The 19,451-nt window shown below is 44.7% G+C and carries 14 protein-coding genes and 2 pseudogenes; 8 read left to right on the top strand and 8 right to left on the bottom strand.

Annotated features, from left to right (window positions below):
- Positions 1-104 precede the first annotated feature (104 nt).
- Positions 105-1,664 (top strand): methyl-accepting chemotaxis protein, encoded by a 1,560-nt coding sequence (locus NDJ01_RS16125; RefSeq protein WP_048625305.1) that lies wholly within the window; start codon positions 105-107, stop codon positions 1,662-1,664.
- A gap of 131 nt (positions 1,665-1,795) precedes the next feature.
- Here NDJ01_RS16125 and NDJ01_RS16120 read toward each other — a convergent pair whose 3' ends face one another.
- Positions 1,796-2,695: a LysR family transcriptional regulator gene (locus NDJ01_RS16120; protein WP_258586976.1), complete on the bottom strand. Its 900-nt coding sequence runs from the start codon at positions 2,693-2,695 to the stop codon at positions 1,796-1,798.
- A gap of 142 nt (positions 2,696-2,837) precedes the next feature.
- Here NDJ01_RS16120 and accD point away from each other — a divergent pair, with 142 nt between their 5' ends.
- The gene (accD, locus tag NDJ01_RS16115) at positions 2,838-3,701 is read left to right on the top strand and encodes an acetyl-CoA carboxylase, carboxyltransferase subunit beta (protein WP_047008421.1); all 864 of its coding nucleotides are present in this window, start codon (positions 2,838-2,840) and stop codon (positions 3,699-3,701) included.
- A gap of 31 nt (positions 3,702-3,732) precedes the next feature.
- Here accD and NDJ01_RS16110 read toward each other — a convergent pair whose 3' ends face one another.
- Positions 3,733-4,710 carry a hypothetical protein gene (locus tag NDJ01_RS16110; RefSeq protein ID WP_139059246.1) on the bottom strand — a complete coding sequence of 326 codons (978 nt, stop codon included), beginning with the start codon at positions 4,708-4,710 and terminating at the stop codon, positions 3,733-3,735.
- A 448-nt stretch (positions 4,711-5,158) separates the two neighbouring features.
- On the opposite strand from NDJ01_RS16110, the gene NDJ01_RS16105 reads away from it, so the two are divergent.
- Positions 5,159-7,585 (top strand): M9 family metallopeptidase, encoded by a 2,427-nt coding sequence (locus NDJ01_RS16105; RefSeq protein WP_139060424.1) that lies wholly within the window; start codon positions 5,159-5,161, stop codon positions 7,583-7,585.
- A 284-nt stretch (positions 7,586-7,869) separates the two neighbouring features.
- On the top strand, positions 7,870-8,100 hold the full coding sequence (locus NDJ01_RS16100) for a PAS factor family protein (RefSeq protein ID WP_005375384.1): 231 nt from the start codon (positions 7,870-7,872) through the stop codon (positions 8,098-8,100).
- 77 nt (positions 8,101-8,177) lie between these two features.
- Here the strand turns inward: NDJ01_RS16100 and NDJ01_RS16095 are convergent, their stop codons facing one another.
- Together NDJ01_RS16095 and NDJ01_RS16090 are read right to left on the bottom strand one after the other, a co-directional pair.
- Positions 8,178-8,555, bottom strand: a complete 378-nt coding sequence (locus tag NDJ01_RS16095) for a carboxymuconolactone decarboxylase family protein (RefSeq protein ID WP_053809605.1) — start codon at positions 8,553-8,555, stop codon at positions 8,178-8,180.
- A gap of 58 nt (positions 8,556-8,613) precedes the next feature.
- A pseudogene (locus NDJ01_RS16090) lies at positions 8,614-8,970 on the bottom strand (MerR family transcriptional regulator).
- A gap of 518 nt (positions 8,971-9,488) precedes the next feature.
- On the opposite strand from NDJ01_RS16090, the gene NDJ01_RS16085 reads away from it, so the two are divergent.
- Positions 9,489-10,838 carry an alpha-amylase family protein gene (locus NDJ01_RS16085; RefSeq protein WP_139060426.1) on the top strand — a complete coding sequence of 450 codons (1,350 nt, stop codon included), beginning with the start codon at positions 9,489-9,491 and terminating at the stop codon, positions 10,836-10,838.
- A 108-nt stretch (positions 10,839-10,946) separates the two neighbouring features.
- On the opposite strand, the gene NDJ01_RS16080 is transcribed toward NDJ01_RS16085, so the two are convergent.
- Positions 10,947-11,240 carry a helix-turn-helix transcriptional regulator gene (locus NDJ01_RS16080; protein ID WP_139060427.1) on the bottom strand — a complete coding sequence of 98 codons (294 nt, stop codon included), beginning with the start codon at positions 11,238-11,240 and terminating at the stop codon, positions 10,947-10,949.
- 245 nt (positions 11,241-11,485) lie between these two features.
- On the opposite strand from NDJ01_RS16080, the gene NDJ01_RS16075 reads away from it, so the two are divergent.
- The gene (locus tag NDJ01_RS16075) at positions 11,486-11,779 is read left to right on the top strand and encodes a hypothetical protein (protein WP_012842444.1); all 294 of its coding nucleotides are present in this window, start codon (positions 11,486-11,488) and stop codon (positions 11,777-11,779) included.
- Between the two features lie 99 nt (positions 11,780-11,878).
- Here NDJ01_RS16075 and NDJ01_RS16070 read toward each other — a convergent pair whose 3' ends face one another.
- From NDJ01_RS16070 to NDJ01_RS16060, 3 genes and pseudogenes are all read right to left on the bottom strand, one after another.
- Positions 11,879-13,837 carry a monovalent cation:proton antiporter-2 (CPA2) family protein gene (locus NDJ01_RS16070; protein ID WP_065645746.1) on the bottom strand — a complete coding sequence of 653 codons (1,959 nt, stop codon included), beginning with the start codon at positions 13,835-13,837 and terminating at the stop codon, positions 11,879-11,881.
- Positions 13,834-14,451, bottom strand: a pseudogene (locus tag NDJ01_RS16065) (NAD(P)H-dependent oxidoreductase). Before NDJ01_RS16065 ends, NDJ01_RS16070 begins: the two are co-directional and overlap by 4 nt.
- Positions 14,452-14,618: 167 nt before the next feature.
- Positions 14,619-15,044, bottom strand: a complete 426-nt coding sequence (locus NDJ01_RS16060; protein ID WP_005392539.1) for a universal stress protein — start codon at positions 15,042-15,044, stop codon at positions 14,619-14,621.
- Positions 15,045-15,435: 391 nt separating this feature from the next.
- Here NDJ01_RS16060 and NDJ01_RS16055 point away from each other — a divergent pair, with 391 nt between their 5' ends.
- A complete protein-coding gene (locus NDJ01_RS16055; protein WP_258586975.1) occupies positions 15,436-17,007 on the top strand; it encodes an ATP-binding cassette domain-containing protein in 1,572 nt (523 codons plus the stop codon).
- Positions 17,008-17,213: 206 nt separating this feature from the next.
- Positions 17,214-19,373 (top strand): prolyl oligopeptidase family protein, encoded by a 2,160-nt coding sequence (locus tag NDJ01_RS16050; RefSeq protein ID WP_258586974.1) that lies wholly within the window; start codon positions 17,214-17,216, stop codon positions 19,371-19,373.
- Positions 19,374-19,451 lie beyond the last annotated feature (78 nt).

The following is a 19,451-nucleotide window of genomic DNA, read 5'->3' as shown; positions in this document are numbered from 1 at the left end:
GCTTTGCCAGACAGGCTAAAAATATAGTTTGTGTTGGTTATAAGAGGCGAAAGGCTTAACGCTCTGTCGTGAGCATCACATTGAATTGTACCGAGACAATTAAAATGAAAAGAATCATCTTATTAGCCGTTTGCGCCATGTTTGGTATTGCTGTCGTAGCAAGTATGGCATCAACGTACCTAATTTCGAGTCAGAAAATCGATGACATCATCTTAAACAAATCCCAAGTTCAAGCTGAGTTTTTAGCAGGAAATGCAAGTTATATTTTGGAGAACTCAGCCAACCCAATGCAAGACTTACAATCGCTCGTTGAGGGTTTGAAACAACGTTCAGACGTAAGCTATGCAGTCGTAATTGATCGCAATGTGACGGCGGTTGCTCACAGTGATAAGCAAAAGCTAAATAAAACCTACAATGATAACTACACCGTTGAAGGTGCAACCAAGGGAGTACAACAGTATTCAAAGTGGTATGCCGATGTCCAGAAAGTGTGGGTGTTTGATATCATGGCGCCGATCTACGTGAATGGTCAGTTGTACGGTACGTTTGATATTGGTATTCCTATTACAGAAGTAAGCCAAGCGACGAATGGAATTATTACTTCCCAACTGATTTCCATGGTGGTGATCTTCGTTCTGTGTGTTTTGGCTCTATCGCTGCTACTCAACAAGCTGATGCGACCGCTATCTGCGCTTAAGGAGGCGTTGCAAGACATCTCGAAAGGTGATGGAGACTTAACGGTTCGTTTACCAGCAAAAGGTAATGACGAAGTCGCACAAATTTCTTCGGCGTTCAACGTGTTTGTTGGCAAGGTACATGAAATCATTACACAAGTTGTAAATACTGGTGTAGAGCTGAATGGTTCCGCTGTCGCGCTGCGTGGACAATCTCAACAAGCGCTTGCAAGAGGGCAGGAGCAGAATGAGCAAACCATGCTGGTTGTCACGTCTATGAACGAAATGATCGCGACCGTCAACGAAATTGCGTCAAACGCTGCTGGTGCAGCGAGTGCTGCGAGCACGGCAAGTAATGAGACTCAAGATGGCTATAAGACGCTAGAAAGAACCAAGACGGCAATGACGAACCTTGAAAACGAGATGAACAGTACTTCCAATATTATCGTAAGTCTTGCGGACAACACTCAGTCGATTGGTAGTATTCTCGAAGTCATTAGAGGGATCTCTGAGCAAACTAACCTATTGGCGTTAAATGCCGCTATTGAAGCAGCGCGCGCCGGTGATGCCGGACGAGGTTTCGCCGTAGTGGCAGACGAGGTCCGTAATCTTGCCACTAAAACGGCTCAGTCCACTGATGAAATTGACAATATGATCCATCAGTTGCAAACCGAAGCCCAAAGTGCGGTTAATTCAATGAGTAATAGTAGAACCCTTATTGAAGAAGGCACTGCAGAAACGGAGCTGGCTCGACAAGCACTAGAGGCAATTGCTGATCAAGTTACTACTATTTTGGATATCAATACTCAAGTGGCAACGGCAACAGAACAGCAATCGACGGTAGCAAATGAAATTAACATGAATATGGATACCGTCAGTCACTCCGTGAAAAACGCGCTAACGGCGAGTGAGCAATTGGAAGAATCAAGTCAACAACTTGCGGAATTATCGAGAACTCTCGATCGCCACGTAGGAGCGTTTAGAATTTAAACGCCAACGGAAATCCTTTTGCAAAAGCCAGTAAATCTCGATTGCTGGCTTTTTTATTTGAGAAAATCGAATGTCGATTTGCTCTACTATGCCAGTTTTTATAGTTATTGGGATAAATGGTTAGTGCTTAACTAGGCGTTAAGCTTCGCGTGTTGTTTTAAGTGCTCAACAAACATAGAGATTTTCTTGGCTAAGTGCTTTCTAGAAGAGTAAAACGCATAAAGCACTAAATCTTCAGGTTCGTATTCTAGAGGGATGACTTCAAGCTTGCCGCTCTCGATCTCATCTTTGCATGATTCTATTGGAAGTATTGCGTATCCAAGCCCTGATAACGCGCCAGATTTAGCGAGATGGCCACTGTTTACTTTGAACGAGGATTGTACTGTTTGCGTAATATGACCTCCGTCGGGGTTTTTAAACACCCAGGGAGCACCATTTACTGCGGTAAGTGTCGTGATACAGGGAACATGATTTAAATCCGTAATTTTGTAAGGGCTGGCGTACTTATTAAGCAGTTGAGGCGCAGCTAAAATAGCACTGGGCCAGCGTTTGATTTCCCTTGCTACCCAATTGCTGTCAGACAAAGTCCCTCTATGAAAACTCAAAATGACATCAAAGCTATCAATAACATCATCTTTAGGGTATAGCGTTGTATCGCAAGACAAAGAGATTGACGGGTATTGTGTGCAAAAGGTGACAACCGTTTTGGCCAGTACAGGTGTGTCTGGCATAAGAATACGTAGCTCTCCCGTTACGGTGTGCGAGTGGCGAGTCACGGTTTCTAGCGCGTTGTTGAGTTGTTCTAATAGTGGACGAGTGCTGCTATAGAGCTCTTCTCCAGCCTCGGTAGGCGTCATTCGCCTTGTCGTTCTATTGAACAACCTGATGTTTAACTTTTCTTCAAGCAGGGCAATATGTCGGCTGACATTCGATGTTGGTATATTCAAACACTCAGCGGCTCGCTTAAAGCTGTTGTTTTCATACACACAGTGAAAACTTTTTAACCAGATTTGGTCGACGTTATCAAACATTCTATTGTCCCACTTTGTTGGATTATCAAGCCAGCATATTGCACTTTATCCTCAGACTGAGTTGCATACAATTTTATTTAACAGTCAGAGCGGGCAAACGATGCAGATGTCGTGCTACGAGGTGATCAATAATGAGGTACTCATGAGTTGGCTAGAAAGGTTATTTGAGAATAAGAATATAATAGGTTCGCGCAAAGCGTCTATTCCAGAGGGCGTTTGGACAAAATGCCCTGAATGTGAACAAATACTTTATCGCGCGGCATTAAAAGAGAATTTGGAAGTATGTCCTAGGTGCTCTCATCACATGAGAATGGCTGCACGTCAAAGGTTGAACACTTTTCTGGATCATGGAACACAGCAAGAGTTGGCAAGTGAGTTGGAACCGCAGGATATTTTGGGTTTTAAAGACTTAAAGCGATATAAAGAGCGAATTGCCATCGCGCAGAAAACGACTGGAGAAAAAGATGCCTTGGTTGTGATGCAGGGGAAGTTACTAGGCTTGCCTGTTGTAGCTTGTGCGTTTGAATTCTCTTTCATGGCTGGCTCGATGGGGGCGGTGGTTGGCGAGAAATTTGTCCGCGCCGTTGAAACTGCGATTAATACAAAATCTGGGCTAGTGTGTTTTTCTGCTTGCGGAGGGGCGCGCATGCAAGAGTCTTTGGTAGCACTAATGCAAATGTCAAAAACCAGCGCCGCGTTAAACCACTTATCTGAGCACAGATTACCCTATATCTCAGTATTGACGGACCAAACTTATGGTGGCGTCTCGGCGAGTTTAGCCATGTTGGGAGACATCAATATTGGTGAACCTAAAGCAAGCATTGGCTTTGCGGGACGGCGTGTTATTGAACAAACGGTACGTGAAAAGCTACCAGACGAGTTTCAAAGAAGTGAGTTTTTATTAGCACATGGTGCATTAGATATGATTGTAGACAGACGTGAAATGCGTGATCGCGTTGGCGGCTTATTGGCTAAGTTAACCAACGCGAGGGTGGTCTCAGAATAGGTTGTATTAAAGTTAGGCTTAGTACTTGCGTTTATTGAGCCGTAATCATTACAAACCGTTCATTTTGCCCCCATCTTGGTTCCGCATTCATTAGGCTGAGATCCAACGCCGTTTGGTATGGGTCAACAGCAAAATGGTCGCTTACTAAACCCCAGAGCATCCAGTTGATTGCGGTTTCATTCTCGGTAAGCTCTTCGAGTGGCGCTTGGAGGAAAAAGTACTCATCTTCGCCATCGTAACCGAGCAGATCATAGATAATGTTGCGTAGCTCTCGATCCAAATCATGTTGGAGATTGATTGAGTCGCACAGTTGCTCTTCTGTTGGGCCATTCTCATGGCGATAAACATTGCGTTTTGACTCTTTGCGTAAAGTACCTGAGCCAGTTTTAATGCTTACTTTCTTTTGCGAGTGTTGCTCAAGAACTTGAATGATTTCATCCTCTAGTTGATCGAGTTTACTCAGCAAAACTTGATTGTTTATGTCACCAGCGGGGGAGGCCATCGTTTGGAAGGCTTTCACTCTCTCGTAGACTGCTTTCCCGTGAGGAAGCGCTGCAAAGCACTGTTCTCGGAGCGCGTCATTGGCTTGCCAAATGCCCGAGTAGAGCTCGTAATCATGTGTATATGGTGGAAGATCTTCAGTATCTTCCCCTAATAATTCTCGCCAGCGCTTTTGCCACTGTTCTTCTTTTGCGTGTTTTACACGCGCGTATTGCTTAACCCAGCGGTTACGAAGTTTTACCCCAAAAATGGCAAGTCCCCATGGAGCGAGCAAATAAAAATAATAGTGAGAAGAGTTATCCCAAAAGTAACCGTAAACGTAAACACCAAAAGCAAGCACCCAAGTTCCAATAGTACAAGCAATAACCCCGGACATTATTGATGATTGGCGCTTTGTTTCTCTTAATGTATTACCTTCAGCACATAACCAAAAAATGCCACCAAAAACAAAGGCAAACGTTGTCATGAAGTAGGCAATCCCCGCTCCCAAAAATCCCCAAAGTGACATGTATTATCCCTAGCCAAATATCTGCTTTATTCACTCATCAATGACTCGAGGAGTAAATGTGTTTGATTTGGCGGAGAATTTACCATTAATGCCAACCTTTTGATATGCACTCGATGACTTATTGGGAATGAGTCACAAATAAAAATAGATGGTATCAAGCATCAAAATTTAATTTAGAACCTTTGATTGTCGTGAACTCTATCTGGAAGAGTTAAGGGGGGCGTTTAAGGGCAATTTTCCTCATAAAGTCGTTATTTAGAAAAAGGTAAATTAATGTTTTTATTGATAATTGTGAGAAATCTTGGGTTGGGATTGATCCCATAAATTTAGAGTAAAAAGCCTATTTTTGGGAGCGATTTCATAAATTTTATGACACTGATTTCACTGTTTGAGCTGTAAAGAATATAAACCCCCACTCAATGTATGTTAATAATCAATGAGTGTTGTTATGTCTCATATCCGTTTTTTCCCGCGCCATCGTTTGGCGCTTGCTTGTATGCTAGCGAGTGTGTCTAGCTTCTCTTTTGCACAAAACCAGTGCGCTGTTGCTGATTTACAACAATCGAGAGACTTGGCTGCTGCCGTTTCTGGTGCTGAGTATGATTGCTACCACGCTTGGTTTTCAGCTCCTTCCGCAACGCTGAACGATATTTACAGCGAAGCGAGCTTAAGCCGTATCCAAGTCGCGTTGGATCAAGAAATTGCCCGCTATCGTGGAGAAGCAGAGCAAGCTCGTGTTCTAGAAAATCTGGGCGAGTTTATTCGTGCTGCATACTACGTTCGTTACAATGCTGGCACAGGTACACCTGAGTTTTCAGAAGCGTTGAGTCAGCGTTTTGCTCAGTCGACGAACCTATTCCTTAACAACCCTCATGCTTTGGATCAAGGCCGTGAACAAGTTGGCGCAATGAAGAGCTTGACTTTGATGGTTGATAACGTGAAGCAGTTGCCGCTGACCATGGATAGCATGATGGCCGCGTTGATGCACTTTAACCGTAAAACCGCGCAGGACACGCAATGGGTCGATGGTTTAAACAACCTGTTCCGTTCTATGGCAGGTCACGTAGCAAACGATGAGTTCTACCGCTACATGGCAAACAATACTCACCATATTGATACATTAGCGAGATTCGCATCTGATAACGCTTGGGCATTGGATACGGATGCGAGCTTTATTGTTTTCAATGCATTACGTGAAACTGGTCGTTTGCTTGCGAGCCCAGATCAGGAGACCAAACGCAAAGCCTTGGCTGTGATGCAACAAGTGATGCAGCGTTACCCATTGGGCAGTGAGCATGACAAACTGTGGCTTGCTGCCGTAGAGATGATGAGCTACTACGCACCTGAAGGTTTAAACGGTCTGGACCTAGATCAAGCGAAGCAAGATCTAGCAGCGCGCGTGATGCCAAATCGTTTTGAGTGTCAGGGACCTGCTATCATTCGCTCTGAAGATCTAACCGATGCTCAAGCTGTGAAAGCGTGTGAAGTACTGGCTGCGAAAGAAGCCGACTTCCATCAAGTGGCGAATACGGGCAATCAACCTGTCGCTGATGACTTGAATGATCGTGTTGAGGTGGCGGTGTTTGCTAGTAACGACAGCTACGTTGATTATTCTTCGTTCCTGTTTGGTAATACAACGGACAACGGAGGTCAGTACCTTGAAGGGAATCCATCAAAAGCGGACAATACCGCCCGTTTCGTGGCTTATCGCTATGCGAATGGCGAAGATTTATCGATCTTGAATCTAGAGCATGAGTACACGCACTATTTGGACGCGCGATTTAACCAGTACGGCTCATTCAGTGATAACTTAGCCCACGGTCATATCGTGTGGTGGCTGGAAGGTTTTGCTGAATACATGCATTACAAACAAGGCTACCAAGCGGCGATCGAACTGATTGCAGGCGGTAAATTGAGCCTTTCAACTGTGTTTGATACCACATACTCTCACGATACTAATCGTATCTATCGTTGGGGTTACTTGGCCGTTCGATTCATGCTGGAAAATCATCCGCAAGACGTAGAAAGCTTGTTGGCGTTGTCGCGCACTGGTCAGTTTGAACAGTGGGCGCAACAGGTGACGACATTAGGTCAACAATATGACGCAGAGTTTGAACGCTGGTTGGATACGTTAGAAGTGGAGCCAGAGCAACCAGGTACTGACCCAGAAGAGCCAACAGAACCAACAGACCCTGAAGCACAAGTGACCGAATTGACGGCGAACCAAAGCCTTCAACTCAGTGGCGAAGCGTACAGCGAAAAACTGTTCTACGTTGACGTACCAGCCAACACCGTGCGCTTTAATGTATCTATTGAAGGTGCGGGGGATGCGGATCTTTACATGAGCTACAACAAAGTTGCGCATTACTACGACTTTGAAATGAGCCAGTATGGCGATGGCAGCAATGAAGAGATTGTATTTGAGCCAGAGCAGGATGGTTACGTGAAAGCAGGTCGTTATTACATCAGTTTAACTGGCCGTGATAGCTATGACTCTGTGAATCTTGTGGCTGCTTTAGACGTTGAAGCGCAAACACCGCCAACACAAGTGCAAGACGATTTGGCACCAGTGGTATTAGAGTCTGGTGAAGCAAAAATGCTGACAGTTCACAAGCAGCGTTATGCGGCAGTGTATGTACCTGAAGGTGTTGAAGAGGTTCGTGTGTGGCTAACGGCCCACTCTCAAACTGGTAATGTCGATCTATATGCCAGCAGAGAGCATTGGCCTACGGTTGAGCAACACGAGTACGTGTCCAACTATGCAGGTAGCAACGAATACCTTGCGATTCCTGTTACTGAAGCGGGCTATGTGCACTTCTCTCTTCAAGCACCAGAACAAGGTGATGACGTTGAAATGTTAGTGCACTTCAACTAAAACATGCTCGATTAGCTGAAATTGAGATAAAAACGTCGCTCATAGAGCGGCGTTTTTGTTTGTATCGGACGCTATTGTGATCAAACAGCGGCGAATGCTAGTTAATCGGCTGATTTATCGAGTTATCCTTTGCTCTTTTTCTAAACGGCTTTAGGTTTGTATTACAATTTACCGCGCACATAAACTTTTTTAGCGACGCGTTCTGTGACCTAGCTTCTGATTTGTGCTTCCCAAACGGATACAATATATATGCACCCCGTGCAATAAAGTGAAAAGGGAAAGACATGAAAACGCTTATTTATGAAACGTTGATTAGCCTTGCTAACCAAGAACCAGAACAACATGCAAGAATCCGACAAAATCTATATGAACAGTTGGATCTGCCGTTCGATAAGCAGCTGGCTTTGTATTCTTGTGCCCTTGGTCCTGCAAGTTCAGGCAAGTTGGAGAGTAGTCAAGGCATTAACAACGCGGTAGATTGCGCGGTTAAACTGCTTGAAACCCCTGAGCGCTAATTCACTCGTTGTTTAAATCACGGCCCGATCCCCAAGGGCCGTTTTTAATTGCCTTTAAATTGATTTCAACGTCGTGATTACTCTGCTCTTTCCGCCAGCACTTCTTTGAAGGCAAACATGCCGTTTAATGCCGCTGGAAACCCTGCGTAGACGGACATCTGTAAGATGACTTCTTTAATTTCAGCCTCGCTGCAGCCTACATTCAGTGCTGCATTGAGATGTACTTTCAGTTGTGGCGAACAATTCCCCATTGCCGTTAGCGCGGCGACGGTTGCGATTTCTCTCGATTTTAGGTCTAAGCCTGGGCGAGCATAAATATCGCCAAACGGGTACTCAATGGTGTACTGAGCTAAATCTGGGCAAATATCTTGTAAGCTTTCGATGACATTGTGACCAGCGTCGCCATCAATGTGAGAGAGTAGTTCTAATCCTTTGTTAAAGCGTGATTGTTCCATCGATATGTTCCTAGTGAATAAATGCAAACATACCTTAATCGTTAGAGTTAACTCTAAGTCAACGAACTTTTCCGCTTTTATACAAGGCAATTTTTTCTTCTAGAGCCGTTAAGTGCTTTTGCTGCTGTTAAATGTGGAGCTTGAGGTTTTCTTGGTGTTGCTCTAGCAAGGCTTGGCGTTGTCGTACAGATTCTGAGCCGACTTCCCTTAATTTTGCATATTCCAGAATCTCTTCAAGCGGCATTGCAGTTTCTTTTAATCGCTTTACGAAGCTAATCCAGCTTAGATCTTTCGCACTATACACTCGATGCCCACTCGCGTTTCTATGGACATGTTTAAGTAAGCCAATTTTTTCATAGTATCGAAGTGTATGAGCAGACAAGCCGACGAGGCTAGAAAACTCTTTGATATTCATGATTACCCTCCAAGGTAATTCATACCAATAGGCATAAGCTAAGTTCCGCATTTTGAAGTCATTTCGGGATAGATACAAACGGTAATCTTCCATGTTTTAAGGTGGGATACGCAGAAGGGGGCTATTTTGAGTACGCGCCAAACGTGATCCACCTGCCAGTTTCACTTTATTAAAAATTAGTTACTCAATAGAGTGGTTTGGCTGTTTTTAGTCTTTGGCCTCCTTTAGGGCGTACCCGGGCATTTTCTTTTATATATTTTGAATGCGATTTTTTGCAATACAAAACAATGACTTAGTTTGTTTTATGTGCGATGTGCTTGAATGTCATCTACTCGTTTACGTCCAGAACCGTTTCTACTTGTGCAATGGAGGAGTCACTACGCCTTCATTTTCAGCCTTGAGTTAGGGCGAAAAGGGTGAGGGCGTCTGATGAATAGCTCTTATAATTTTGACTATTGAATTTACTCACAAAAAAATGCAAACAAGTAATCGTGAGTGAAAACGAGTAGGAGAACAACATGAGTGGCTCACAGGAAATACAATCATTCGGTGCGAATGTTATCTTACATGCGTTTGATTGGAAGTATGCTGACATTGCCCAACGAGCAAAAGAAATCCACGAGCTAGGTTACGGCTCCGTGTTGGTTTCGCCACCAATGAAAAGCGCCCACGATGATCGCTGGTGGCAGCGCTATCAACCTCAAGATTACCGTGTCATCGACAATGCGTTGGGTGATACCAAAGACTTTATCCGTATGGTTCGTGAACTGGAGCAAGTTGGCGTGTGGGTTTACGCTGACGTGGTGTTTAACCATATGGCAAATGAGGCCCACCTTCGCCGAGACCTCCAATACCCAAGGCAAGAGGTCTTGGAGGAATACCAACAAAACAAACAGAAATATCAGTCGCTAAAGTTATTTGGCGACTTATCTCAACCGCTTTTTGATGAAGAGGACTTTGTTGAAGCGTTCGGTATTAAAGACTGGAAAGATAAATGGCAGGTACAAAATGGACGCATAACAGGTGGCCCAACCGATCCTGGCTTGCCAACCCTCCGTGTTTGTGACCATGTCGTTGAGCAGCAACGCGCTTACCTAAAAGCACTGAAAGCCATTGGTGTGAAAGGTTTTCGTATTGATGCCGCGAAACACATGACGCTAGAGCACCTTAAACGTGTTTGGACAGACGACATTACACGCGATGTGCATATATTTGGCGAAATTATTACCGATGGCGGTGCGACAGAAGAAGAGTATCAGTTGTTTCTTGAGCCGTATTTGCAGAAAACTCGCTTAGGCGCTTACGATTTCCCGTTGTTCTCAACCATTTTTAAGGCGTTTGCTAAAAAGGGCAGTTTCAAGTCGTTGATTGACCCATACTGTTTCGGTCAGGCCCTTTCGCCTGGTCGCGCCATTACATTTGTTGTCACGCATGACATTCCTAACAATGACGTTTTTCTTGATCTGATCATGGATGAGGAAAACGAATGGTTAGCTTATGCCTACATTCTAGGCCGCGATGGTGGTGTGCCATTGGTTTATACCGACTTAAACACTAGCGGTATTACAGATAAAAATGGCAAACCAAGATGGCAAGGCGCATGGAACGATCCGCGAATGGCGAAAATGATCCAATTCCATAATATGACGCATGGCGAGTCGATGAGTGTTCTTGAAGGTAACGATGATATGCTGGTACTTAAGCGAGGGAGCAAAGGCATTGTCGTGCTTAATAAATCGCAGCGTCAGCAGTCTTTGACATTGAAAATGGATGGCAACTGGGTGGATTTGATGACGGATCAGGACGTTCCATCTGACGGTAAGTTAACTGTGCCACCTAAAGCCTCAATGTTGCTCGTCGAAAACTAAAAAATAAAACACCGAGCTTAGCGAGCTCGGTGTTTATATTTATCGGCGGTCATTCAAGAACGGGTAAAGTCTAATGTAAAACCGAAGTCTTTCGCCTCTGCTATGAGGTTATGAGCACTCATTAACGCAACATTCAGCCTTTAAAAAGCCGATCACATCATCTAAACATTGGTACTCTGCAACGCAAAAAAGGGTTCGCCCCTCACGACGTTGGGTGAGAAGCCCGGCTGAGGCTAGACTAGAAATATGATGAGAGAGAGTGGATGCAGGAATGACAAGCTTTTCTTGTACGCCGCCTACCGCGATACCTTTGTATCCCGCTTTGACAACTTCTTTGTAAATACTTAAACGAGTAGGATGACCTAACTCTTTTAGTGCTTTAGCGACGGCTTCAAGCTCCATACTGACCTCTAAAGAATGACTACAGTAAATTTGTTTCGATAATAGGGAAAGTCTCGGTAAATGCCAACTCTTGTGATCTAGGAACGATTTAAATCAGATGAGATTCATACCGGCTCATACCAGCACAACAATAATTGTCTACTCCAATGAGACAGATCAATCTTCATTATTATTTCACCCCACGTTCAAACTCCCTCGTCTACACTCATGGGTGAGTTGTCAGTTGGCAGACCAAGGAGGCGGCCATGATTGCGGTTCATAGAGATTATTGTTTGTCTAACAGTTCAGATTTACATGCTCACGTTAAAGTTAACCCTGTCGGTAAATTAGAAGTTGAGATTGTAGAACTTCAAGAGCGCCATACCACAGAGTTTGATGATTTGTCTTTTGAGAGCCGTGGGTGTGAAACTCGAATCTGTGGTAAAGAAGACACAACTCAGTGGCAGTTCAATCTTGCAGTTACTGATGCGTTAGAGCTTTCTCACTTAGTGGAAGAAGCAAACGAAGAGTATGAGATTTTAATGAATGATCTTATGTAATCTCGTGAGAAGATCATTTTATCCTGCACGGCATGTGACTCGGTACTGAAAAAGAAAAACCTCCCAAACGGGAGGTTTTTAATATTGAGCAAGTTACCGTCAGAGCGGCTCTTCTCTCGGCGGTGTTAGTTCTTGAACGTTATCTTCATTGAAGTCATCGGCGTAACCTTTCGGCGGTGGCGTCCAACCACGTTCTGAGCGCGAGAGTTTGTCATGGCGATCTTTTTGCATCTCTTCCGCCATTTTTTCCTCTAACTGAATAAACAGTTGTCGGAAATTGTTGTCATAACGTTCGCCTTCAGAATCATCTTCCCAAGCTTTGTAGAGTATCTCGGACTTGCGCGCTTCAACACGCTTGTATGTCGCTTTTTGCTGCTCAACAAAGAAGGGATGAATACCAAGTGCTTTCATCGTGTGACCGCCCATCTCCAATGCGGAATGGTAGGTTTCCGATTCAATAATATCAGCCCCAGCTTGACGCAAAAGATAGCCGTGACCACGGTCAAAGGCGCGTGCGATCACCGTTACTTTGGGGTACGTGTGTTTGACGTACTTCACCAGTTCCACACTCGATTCTTGGTTATCAATTGCGACGACCAACGCAGCCGCATGCTCGATGCCTGCAGTGTGCAGCATATCTGGTCGAGTCGCATCGCCAAAATAAGCGCGAGTGCCAATCTGGCGCATGTTATCGACTTGGTTGGCTTGGTGATCGAGCACCACTGTTGTTACACCATTAGAAACAAGCAAGCGGTTAACAATCTGACCAAAACGGCCGATACCAGCGATGATTACTGTGCCTTTTTCTTCAATCGTATCGCTTTCTCTTTCGTTTGATTGAGTTTCAAAACGCGGCAGTATTAATTTGTCAAATAGAATGAACAAGCCTGGCGTTAAGAACATTGAGATAGCAACAACCAGCGCAAGAGTTTGCGAGAGTTCAAACGGAATGACGTGGTTTTGCACAGAGAAGCTTAGCAACACAAAACCAAATTCACCCGCTTGAGCCAAGCTTAAGGTAAACAGCCAGCGGTTGCTGCCTTTCACTCTAAATATCAGCGCGAGAATAAATAGCACCAAGGCTTTCAATACCATCACGCCAATGGTCAGTGCCATGATCAACCAGAAGTCACCAAATAGAACTGAGAAATTGATCCCAGCTCCGACGGTGATGAAGAACAGACCCAGCAACAACCCTTTAAATGGTTCGATATTGGACTCTAACTCGTGGCGAAATTCGCTGTTCGCCAATACAACGCCAGCCAAGAAAGTTCCTAATGCAGGAGATAAGCCAACCAAACTCATCAGTGCTGCGATGCCGATCACCAGCATCAATGCGGTGGCGGTAAAAATCTCACGCAGCCCAGAGCTAGCAACATAGCTCAACAGAGGTCGACTTAAAAAGTGACCACCAACGACAACAATCGCTATCGATGCTGTGATGACTATTCCGTACGCCCAGCCCGGTAAATCGGCCACGAGGTTTAAATCGTCATGATGCTGCGCAGCCGTTTGAACAGCATTTTGTGCTTGTTCGACTAACTCCGGCAGGGCCAGCAATGGAATAAAGGCCAACATCGGGATAACAGCGATATCTTGGAAAAGCAAAACAGAGAACGCGTTTTGTCCGCCTTCTGTCTTCGTTAACCCTTTTTCGCTAAAAGTTTGCAAAACAATCGCGGTAGAAGAAAGGGCGAAAATCAAGCCGATGGCTAAGGCAATGGTCCAAGGCTGCTCAAAGTACAGGGCAATACCCATAATCGCCGCGATGGTACCGCCAACTTGAAGACCGCCTAAGCCCATTAAACGATTTCGCATTGACCAGAGCATTTTAGGCTCTAGCTCTAACCCCACTAGGAATAGCATCATCACCACGCCAAATTCGGCAAAGTGCTGAATTGTCGTTGTTTCCTCACCGACTAAACCGATAATTGGACCAATTACCACACCAGCGATGAGGTAACCTAAAACGGAACCGAGCCCTAAACGCTTGGCAAGTGGTACCGCAATCACAGCGGCAATCAAATACACGAAGGCTTGTAAGAATATCCCTGTCATGAAGCCTCCTTGATGAGCTTCGGAAGTGCGCTGTTGAGTTTGATTAATGACGCAGCTGCTTCAACATCCAGTCTATCTTCGACTAATGCTGTTAGCAGGCTTTTGTATCGTTCGACATGACGGGGAATTCGGCCTTCCTCTTCGGCTGTACGTGCGCCGAACAAAGCAAGAGGCGCAATGTAGTGCATACCCGTGAGCGCTGACATTTGCTCGATAGGAGCGAGCAGTTCCCGAATCGTAAAATGGTTGTAGCCTTCGGCTTTATAGGCTTCTTCTTTGCCGCCGGCCGAAAGCACGCACAGCATGGTTTTACCTTGTAGTTCGGTTCCTTCAGTGCCGTAAGCAAAGCCATACTCCAAAACCAGATCTTGCCACTCTTTTAAAATTGCTGGGGTTGAATACCAATATAGTGGGAATTGAAAAACCACTACATCATGCTAACGCAAGCGTTGTTGTTCACGGTCGATATTGATATCGAAACGAGGGTATTCACCATAGAGATCAACACATGTCACGCCTTCAATTTTTTGAGCTTCTTTGAAAAGTGGAGTATTCACTTCTGAACGATGCTGGGAAGGATGAGCAAAGAGAATTAATACTTTTTTATTCGCCATAAGGATCCTTGCTATCTAAATAACCATGCCCAGTAGGAGCGCAGGTTGGTTAGAAAATGTAACTCATAAATGGCCGTCAAGCTAGCTTGGAAAAGTGCTTAAGCTGTTTCAATATCAATAAAAAACCACCAAATAAGTTGGTGGTTTTGGCAAGCGTCAAATTCTAATTAATCATGAATAGGAACGACTAAAATATCGACTGGTGACTTGTTGATAAGATGTCTTGAGTAGGAAATGATTTTGCTCCAGAAATCTTGGTGATGGCCACAAATCAGCAAGTCCACTTCTTGCTCTTTGATGGTAATTTCGAGCTTATCGGCTAAATCACCAGTACCCACGAAGAAGTGTTTGAGTGGATAATCCATGTACTCACTGAATGTTCTCAAACATTCCATAGAGTGCTCATTCAGCGGCCTTTGGTCTGGGTTCTCTTTAATGTCTACGAGCTCACGATAAATTTCCCCGTGAGTTCCATCAATATGGATGAATGAAATATCGGAGTCGAGATAGTTAGCCATCGCTACGGCTCTGTCGATCAGAACAGTGCTCTCATCGGACAGTTCGAGTGCAACAAGGATATGTTTGTATTTCATTACCACGCCCTTATGTGGATTAGCTTTACTGTAAGCATAGTATGGCTTGGGCAAAATTTGTGTAGATAAGATCTCGAAATCGTTCAAAGTTTTGATAAATAATGCTGCTTGCTTTTTAGTCAGAAAACCCGCTAAACTTCGCAAATCATTTCTCTAGGAGATTACGCCAACATGAAGAACTAAACCTGTTATCCATATTTTTACTTATTTTTTGGATCTGCAGGGTTAGTAGGCGTAGCTCACTTTCCGATATTTCTTTGCAACAAGACGACTTTTTGATTTGACGTTTATCGTCGAGCTTTACATAGCGCTTAATGCGTTTGTGCACGCGTTTTGTTGCAATCTCAAATCATAGCTACGGCTGTTGTCCCTGTCATACAGGAGGCAAATTATGCCAGTTTTACAAGCTTTTAATGTTAGCCATCAGTTTGATAATGGCGATACGCTATTCCAGTCTATTTCTTGTTCCATGACTAAACGACGTGTTGGTTTGGTTGGGCGCAATGGCATCGGTAAGTCACTTTTGGCTTCCATTTTGGCGGGAGAAACTCAGCCTTCCAGCGGTGTAGTGACTTTTCCCTCTTCTTTCATGATGTATCGCCAGCAGCCGTCTGATTTGCTTTCAGGTCAGCAATCGATCGCCCAGTTTCTGGGAACTGACTCGGTCTTGCATGCTTTAAAGCAGATTGAACAAGGTGATGTTTCTGAGCATTTGTTCGAACTGGTTGGCGAACAGTGGGATATTGAACTGAAACTCAAACAGCAGCTTGCTGCGATGGGATTGCCGCAAGACCCTGATTTCTCTTGTGCTCGGCTCAGTGGTGGTCAGTTGGCGCGTTTGCAGTTATGGCAGTTGTTTGAAAACGAAACGGAGCTTTTGATTCTCGATGAGCCATCCAATCACCTCGATACCGAGGCGAAACAATGGCTGATAGAGTCTATGACGCATTTCGGCGGCGCGATTTTACTCATCAGTCACGATCGTGAGCTGTTGCGATCAATGGAGGAAATTTGGGAACTATCGGGCTTAGGCTTACAAGTTTTTGGTGGAAATTACGATGTGTATGCCGAGCAAAAACGCACTGAGCTGCAATCGGTCGAAAGGCAGTTAGCGCAGGTCGATAAACAGAAAAAACGGTTAGCTGAGCAAGCCCAGAAAAATCGCGAAAAAGCAGACCAACGCGCCGCGCAAGGGAACAAACTGCGCAAAGACGACAGTCAGCCCAAAATTTTGCTTGATGGCAAAAAGGATAGCGCGACCGCCAGCGCCTCAAATCGCAATAAGAATGAGCAACTCAGACAAGTGCATTTACAAGCCAAAGAGCGGGCGTTGCAATCGCGACATGAGCAGCTCAAAGCGCAAAAGCTTTATCTTGCAGATAATCCGAACCGTTCGCGAAAAGTGTTGTCGATACAAGAAGGTATATTGCCTTTTGGGGATTCTACTCCTATCACTTTGCAGATTTTTGCGAACGACAAAGTCCATCTCAAAGGGAAAAATGGATGCGGAAAGTCAACCTTGTTAAAGACGTTGCTTGGCGAGCTGTCGTTGCAGAGTGGTGAGCTGCAAGTGAATACGCCTTTGTATTATCTCGACCAACATTTTGGCGCAGTGAATCCAAATCTTTCGTTACTTGAAAACGTAATGGAGAGCTGCCAAGAGATGACGGAAAGTGAAGCGAGGACCTTATTGGCCGGGATCGGTTTTCGTCGAGACGCTGTGTTTCGGTTGGGATGCGTACTAAGCGGTGGCGAGAAGATGAAGCTCACAATGCTGATTGTCAGCCATCAACACTCCCAGCCTTTGCTGCTGCTTGATGAACCAGATAACCATCTCGATCTCGATTCAAAAATAATGCTTAGTCAGGCGTTAAATGCATACAAAGGTGGATTTGTTCTGATTAGTCACGACCAAGATTTCGCTTCTGAGTGTGGGGTTTTGCGTCAAATCGAACTGAATTAAACGAAAGAGAGTAAACGCCATCGTAGCTCTTCAGCGTTGTTCCTAAGCTCTACACTTCCACTTACCGATATGTAGAATTCGCAGGAAATGAGGGAGTTAGGATGGCTTTCACAACTCGTTTAATGAAATTAGATTCATTTTGTCGATATATAGTAGAGTTCTGATGTATTGCACAAAAAGACAACAGAAAAATAAAAAGGAATTTCATGAAAAAGAACACCCTAGCATTAGCAACGGCTCTCGCACTCGGAAGTGTGTTGTCTGTGGCGCATGCAAATGAAGCGGCGCAGTCGTCGGTTGAACAGGTAAATCCGAAAGCCGTCACGTACCCAACCACACAAAAAGTGGATGTTGTCGATGACTACTTTGGTACAAAAGTGAGTGATCCTTATCGCTGGTTGGAAGACGATCTCAGCCCAGAAACCGCAGAATGGGTGAAGGCACAAAATGCAGTGACGTTTGATTATCTGTCGAAAATCCCTTACCGCAAGCAGATTGAAGAGCGCATTACTAAGCTCATGGATTACGAAAAACAAAGTCAACCGTTCAAAGAGGGTAAGTTCACTTATTTCTACAAAAATGACGGGCTACAAAACCAAGATGTGCTTTATCGGCAGCTAGGTGATGGTGAAGCAGAAATTTTCCTCGATCCAAATACTTTTAGTGAAGATGGCACCACATCGTTAGCGGGAGTGAGCTTTTCACGAGACGGTTCTTTGGTCGCATACAGCATTTCGGAAGGCGGTAGCGATTGGCGCAAAGTCATAGTTCTAGAGACAGAAACCAAAAAGCCCGTCGGCGAAACGCTGGTGGATATTAAGTTCAGCGGCATCAGTTGGCTCGGCAATCAAGGCTTCTATTACTCAAGTTATGACAAGCCAAAGGGGAGTGAACTTTCCGCGAAGACGGATCAACACAAGCTCTACTTTCATACCCTTGGAACAAAACAAAGTGAAGACCAGCTGATTTTCGGCGGGTTTGAGGAAGAGAAATACCGTTATGTTGGCGGTTATACGTCGGATGATGAACGCTACTTGTTTATCTCAGCCAGCGTATCGACATCGGGTAACAAACTGTTCTTTAAAGATCTGAGTAAGCCAAACAGCCCGCTTAAAACCATTTTAGATAACACCAGCTCTGATACTTGGGTGATAGACAACCAAGGCACGAAACTGTACTTGGTTACGAACCTTAATGCGCCGAACAAACGCGTCGTGACGGTGGATGCGAGTCAGCCGCAGCCCAAAAACTGGAAAGATTTGATTCCTGAAACAAAGAATGTGTTACGCGTTTCTACCGCGGGTGGCAATTTGTTTGCGAGTTATATTGTTGATGCGATCTCGATGGTGAAGCAATACGACATGAACGGCAAACTCATCCGAGAAATCAAATTGCCTGATATTGGCAGCGCATACGGTTTCTCGGGTAAAAAAGAAGAAACCGAAGTCTACTATTCTTTCACCAACTACAAGATGCCAAGCACTACGTATCGTCTGAACATCAAAGATGGTGATAGCGAGGTGTACTACAAATCTAAAGCGCCATTTGACCCTACTTTGTATGAATCTCGCCAAGTGTTTTACACCTCAAAAGACGGAACAAAAGTGCCGATGATCATCACCTATAAAAAAGGGACACCGATGGACGGCAGTGCACCAACCATCCTATATGGTTATGGTGGTTTCAACATTAGCCTCACACCATCTTTTAGCCCGACACGTGCAGCTTGGCTTGAGCTTGGTGGTGTTTACGCGGTAGCGAACATTCGTGGCGGTGGGGAGTATGGTAAAGAGTGGCACAACGCTGGCATTCAAATGCAAAAGCAAAATGTGTTTGATGACTTTATTGCGGCGGCTGAATTTCTAATTGATGAAAAGGTAACGTCATCAAACAAGTTAGCCATTAACGGTGGATCGAATGGTGGCTTGTTAGTGGGGGCTGTTATGACGCAACGTCCAGAGTTGTTTAAAGTGGCGCTGCCAGCAGTCGGCGTACTGGACATGCTGCGTTATCATACTTTTACCGCAGGTGCTGGTTGGGCGTATGACTACGGTACGGCAGAGCAAAGTAAAGAGATGTTCCAATATCTGAAAGATTATTCGCCAGTGCACAATGTAAAGGCGGGGGTGGAATACCCAGCAACATTGATTACAACGGGTGATCATGATGATCGTGTTGTTCCTGCTCACTCTTACAAATTTGCTGCTGAGTTGCAGTCAAAACAGGCGGGTTCAAATCCGACCTTGATTCGCATCGAAACCAATGCAGGGCATGGTGCTGGCACACCAACTCGTAAAATAATTGAGACAAATGCAGATATTTATAGCTTTGCACTGTTCAATATGGGGATAGAGAAACTGCAATAGTGCGAATCGTTTGCGTTTTTAGTTAACGAAATGCATTGGTGCTTTTGCACTCGAAAATAAAAGGGAATCACAGAGTGT

Source organism: Vibrio sp. HS-50-1, assembly GCF_024747315.1.
GTDB lineage: Bacteria > Pseudomonadota > Gammaproteobacteria > Enterobacterales > Vibrionaceae > Vibrio > Vibrio diabolicus.
The sequence above is the reverse complement of the archived record's forward strand: the minus strand, read 5'-3'. Positions and strand labels throughout refer to the sequence as shown.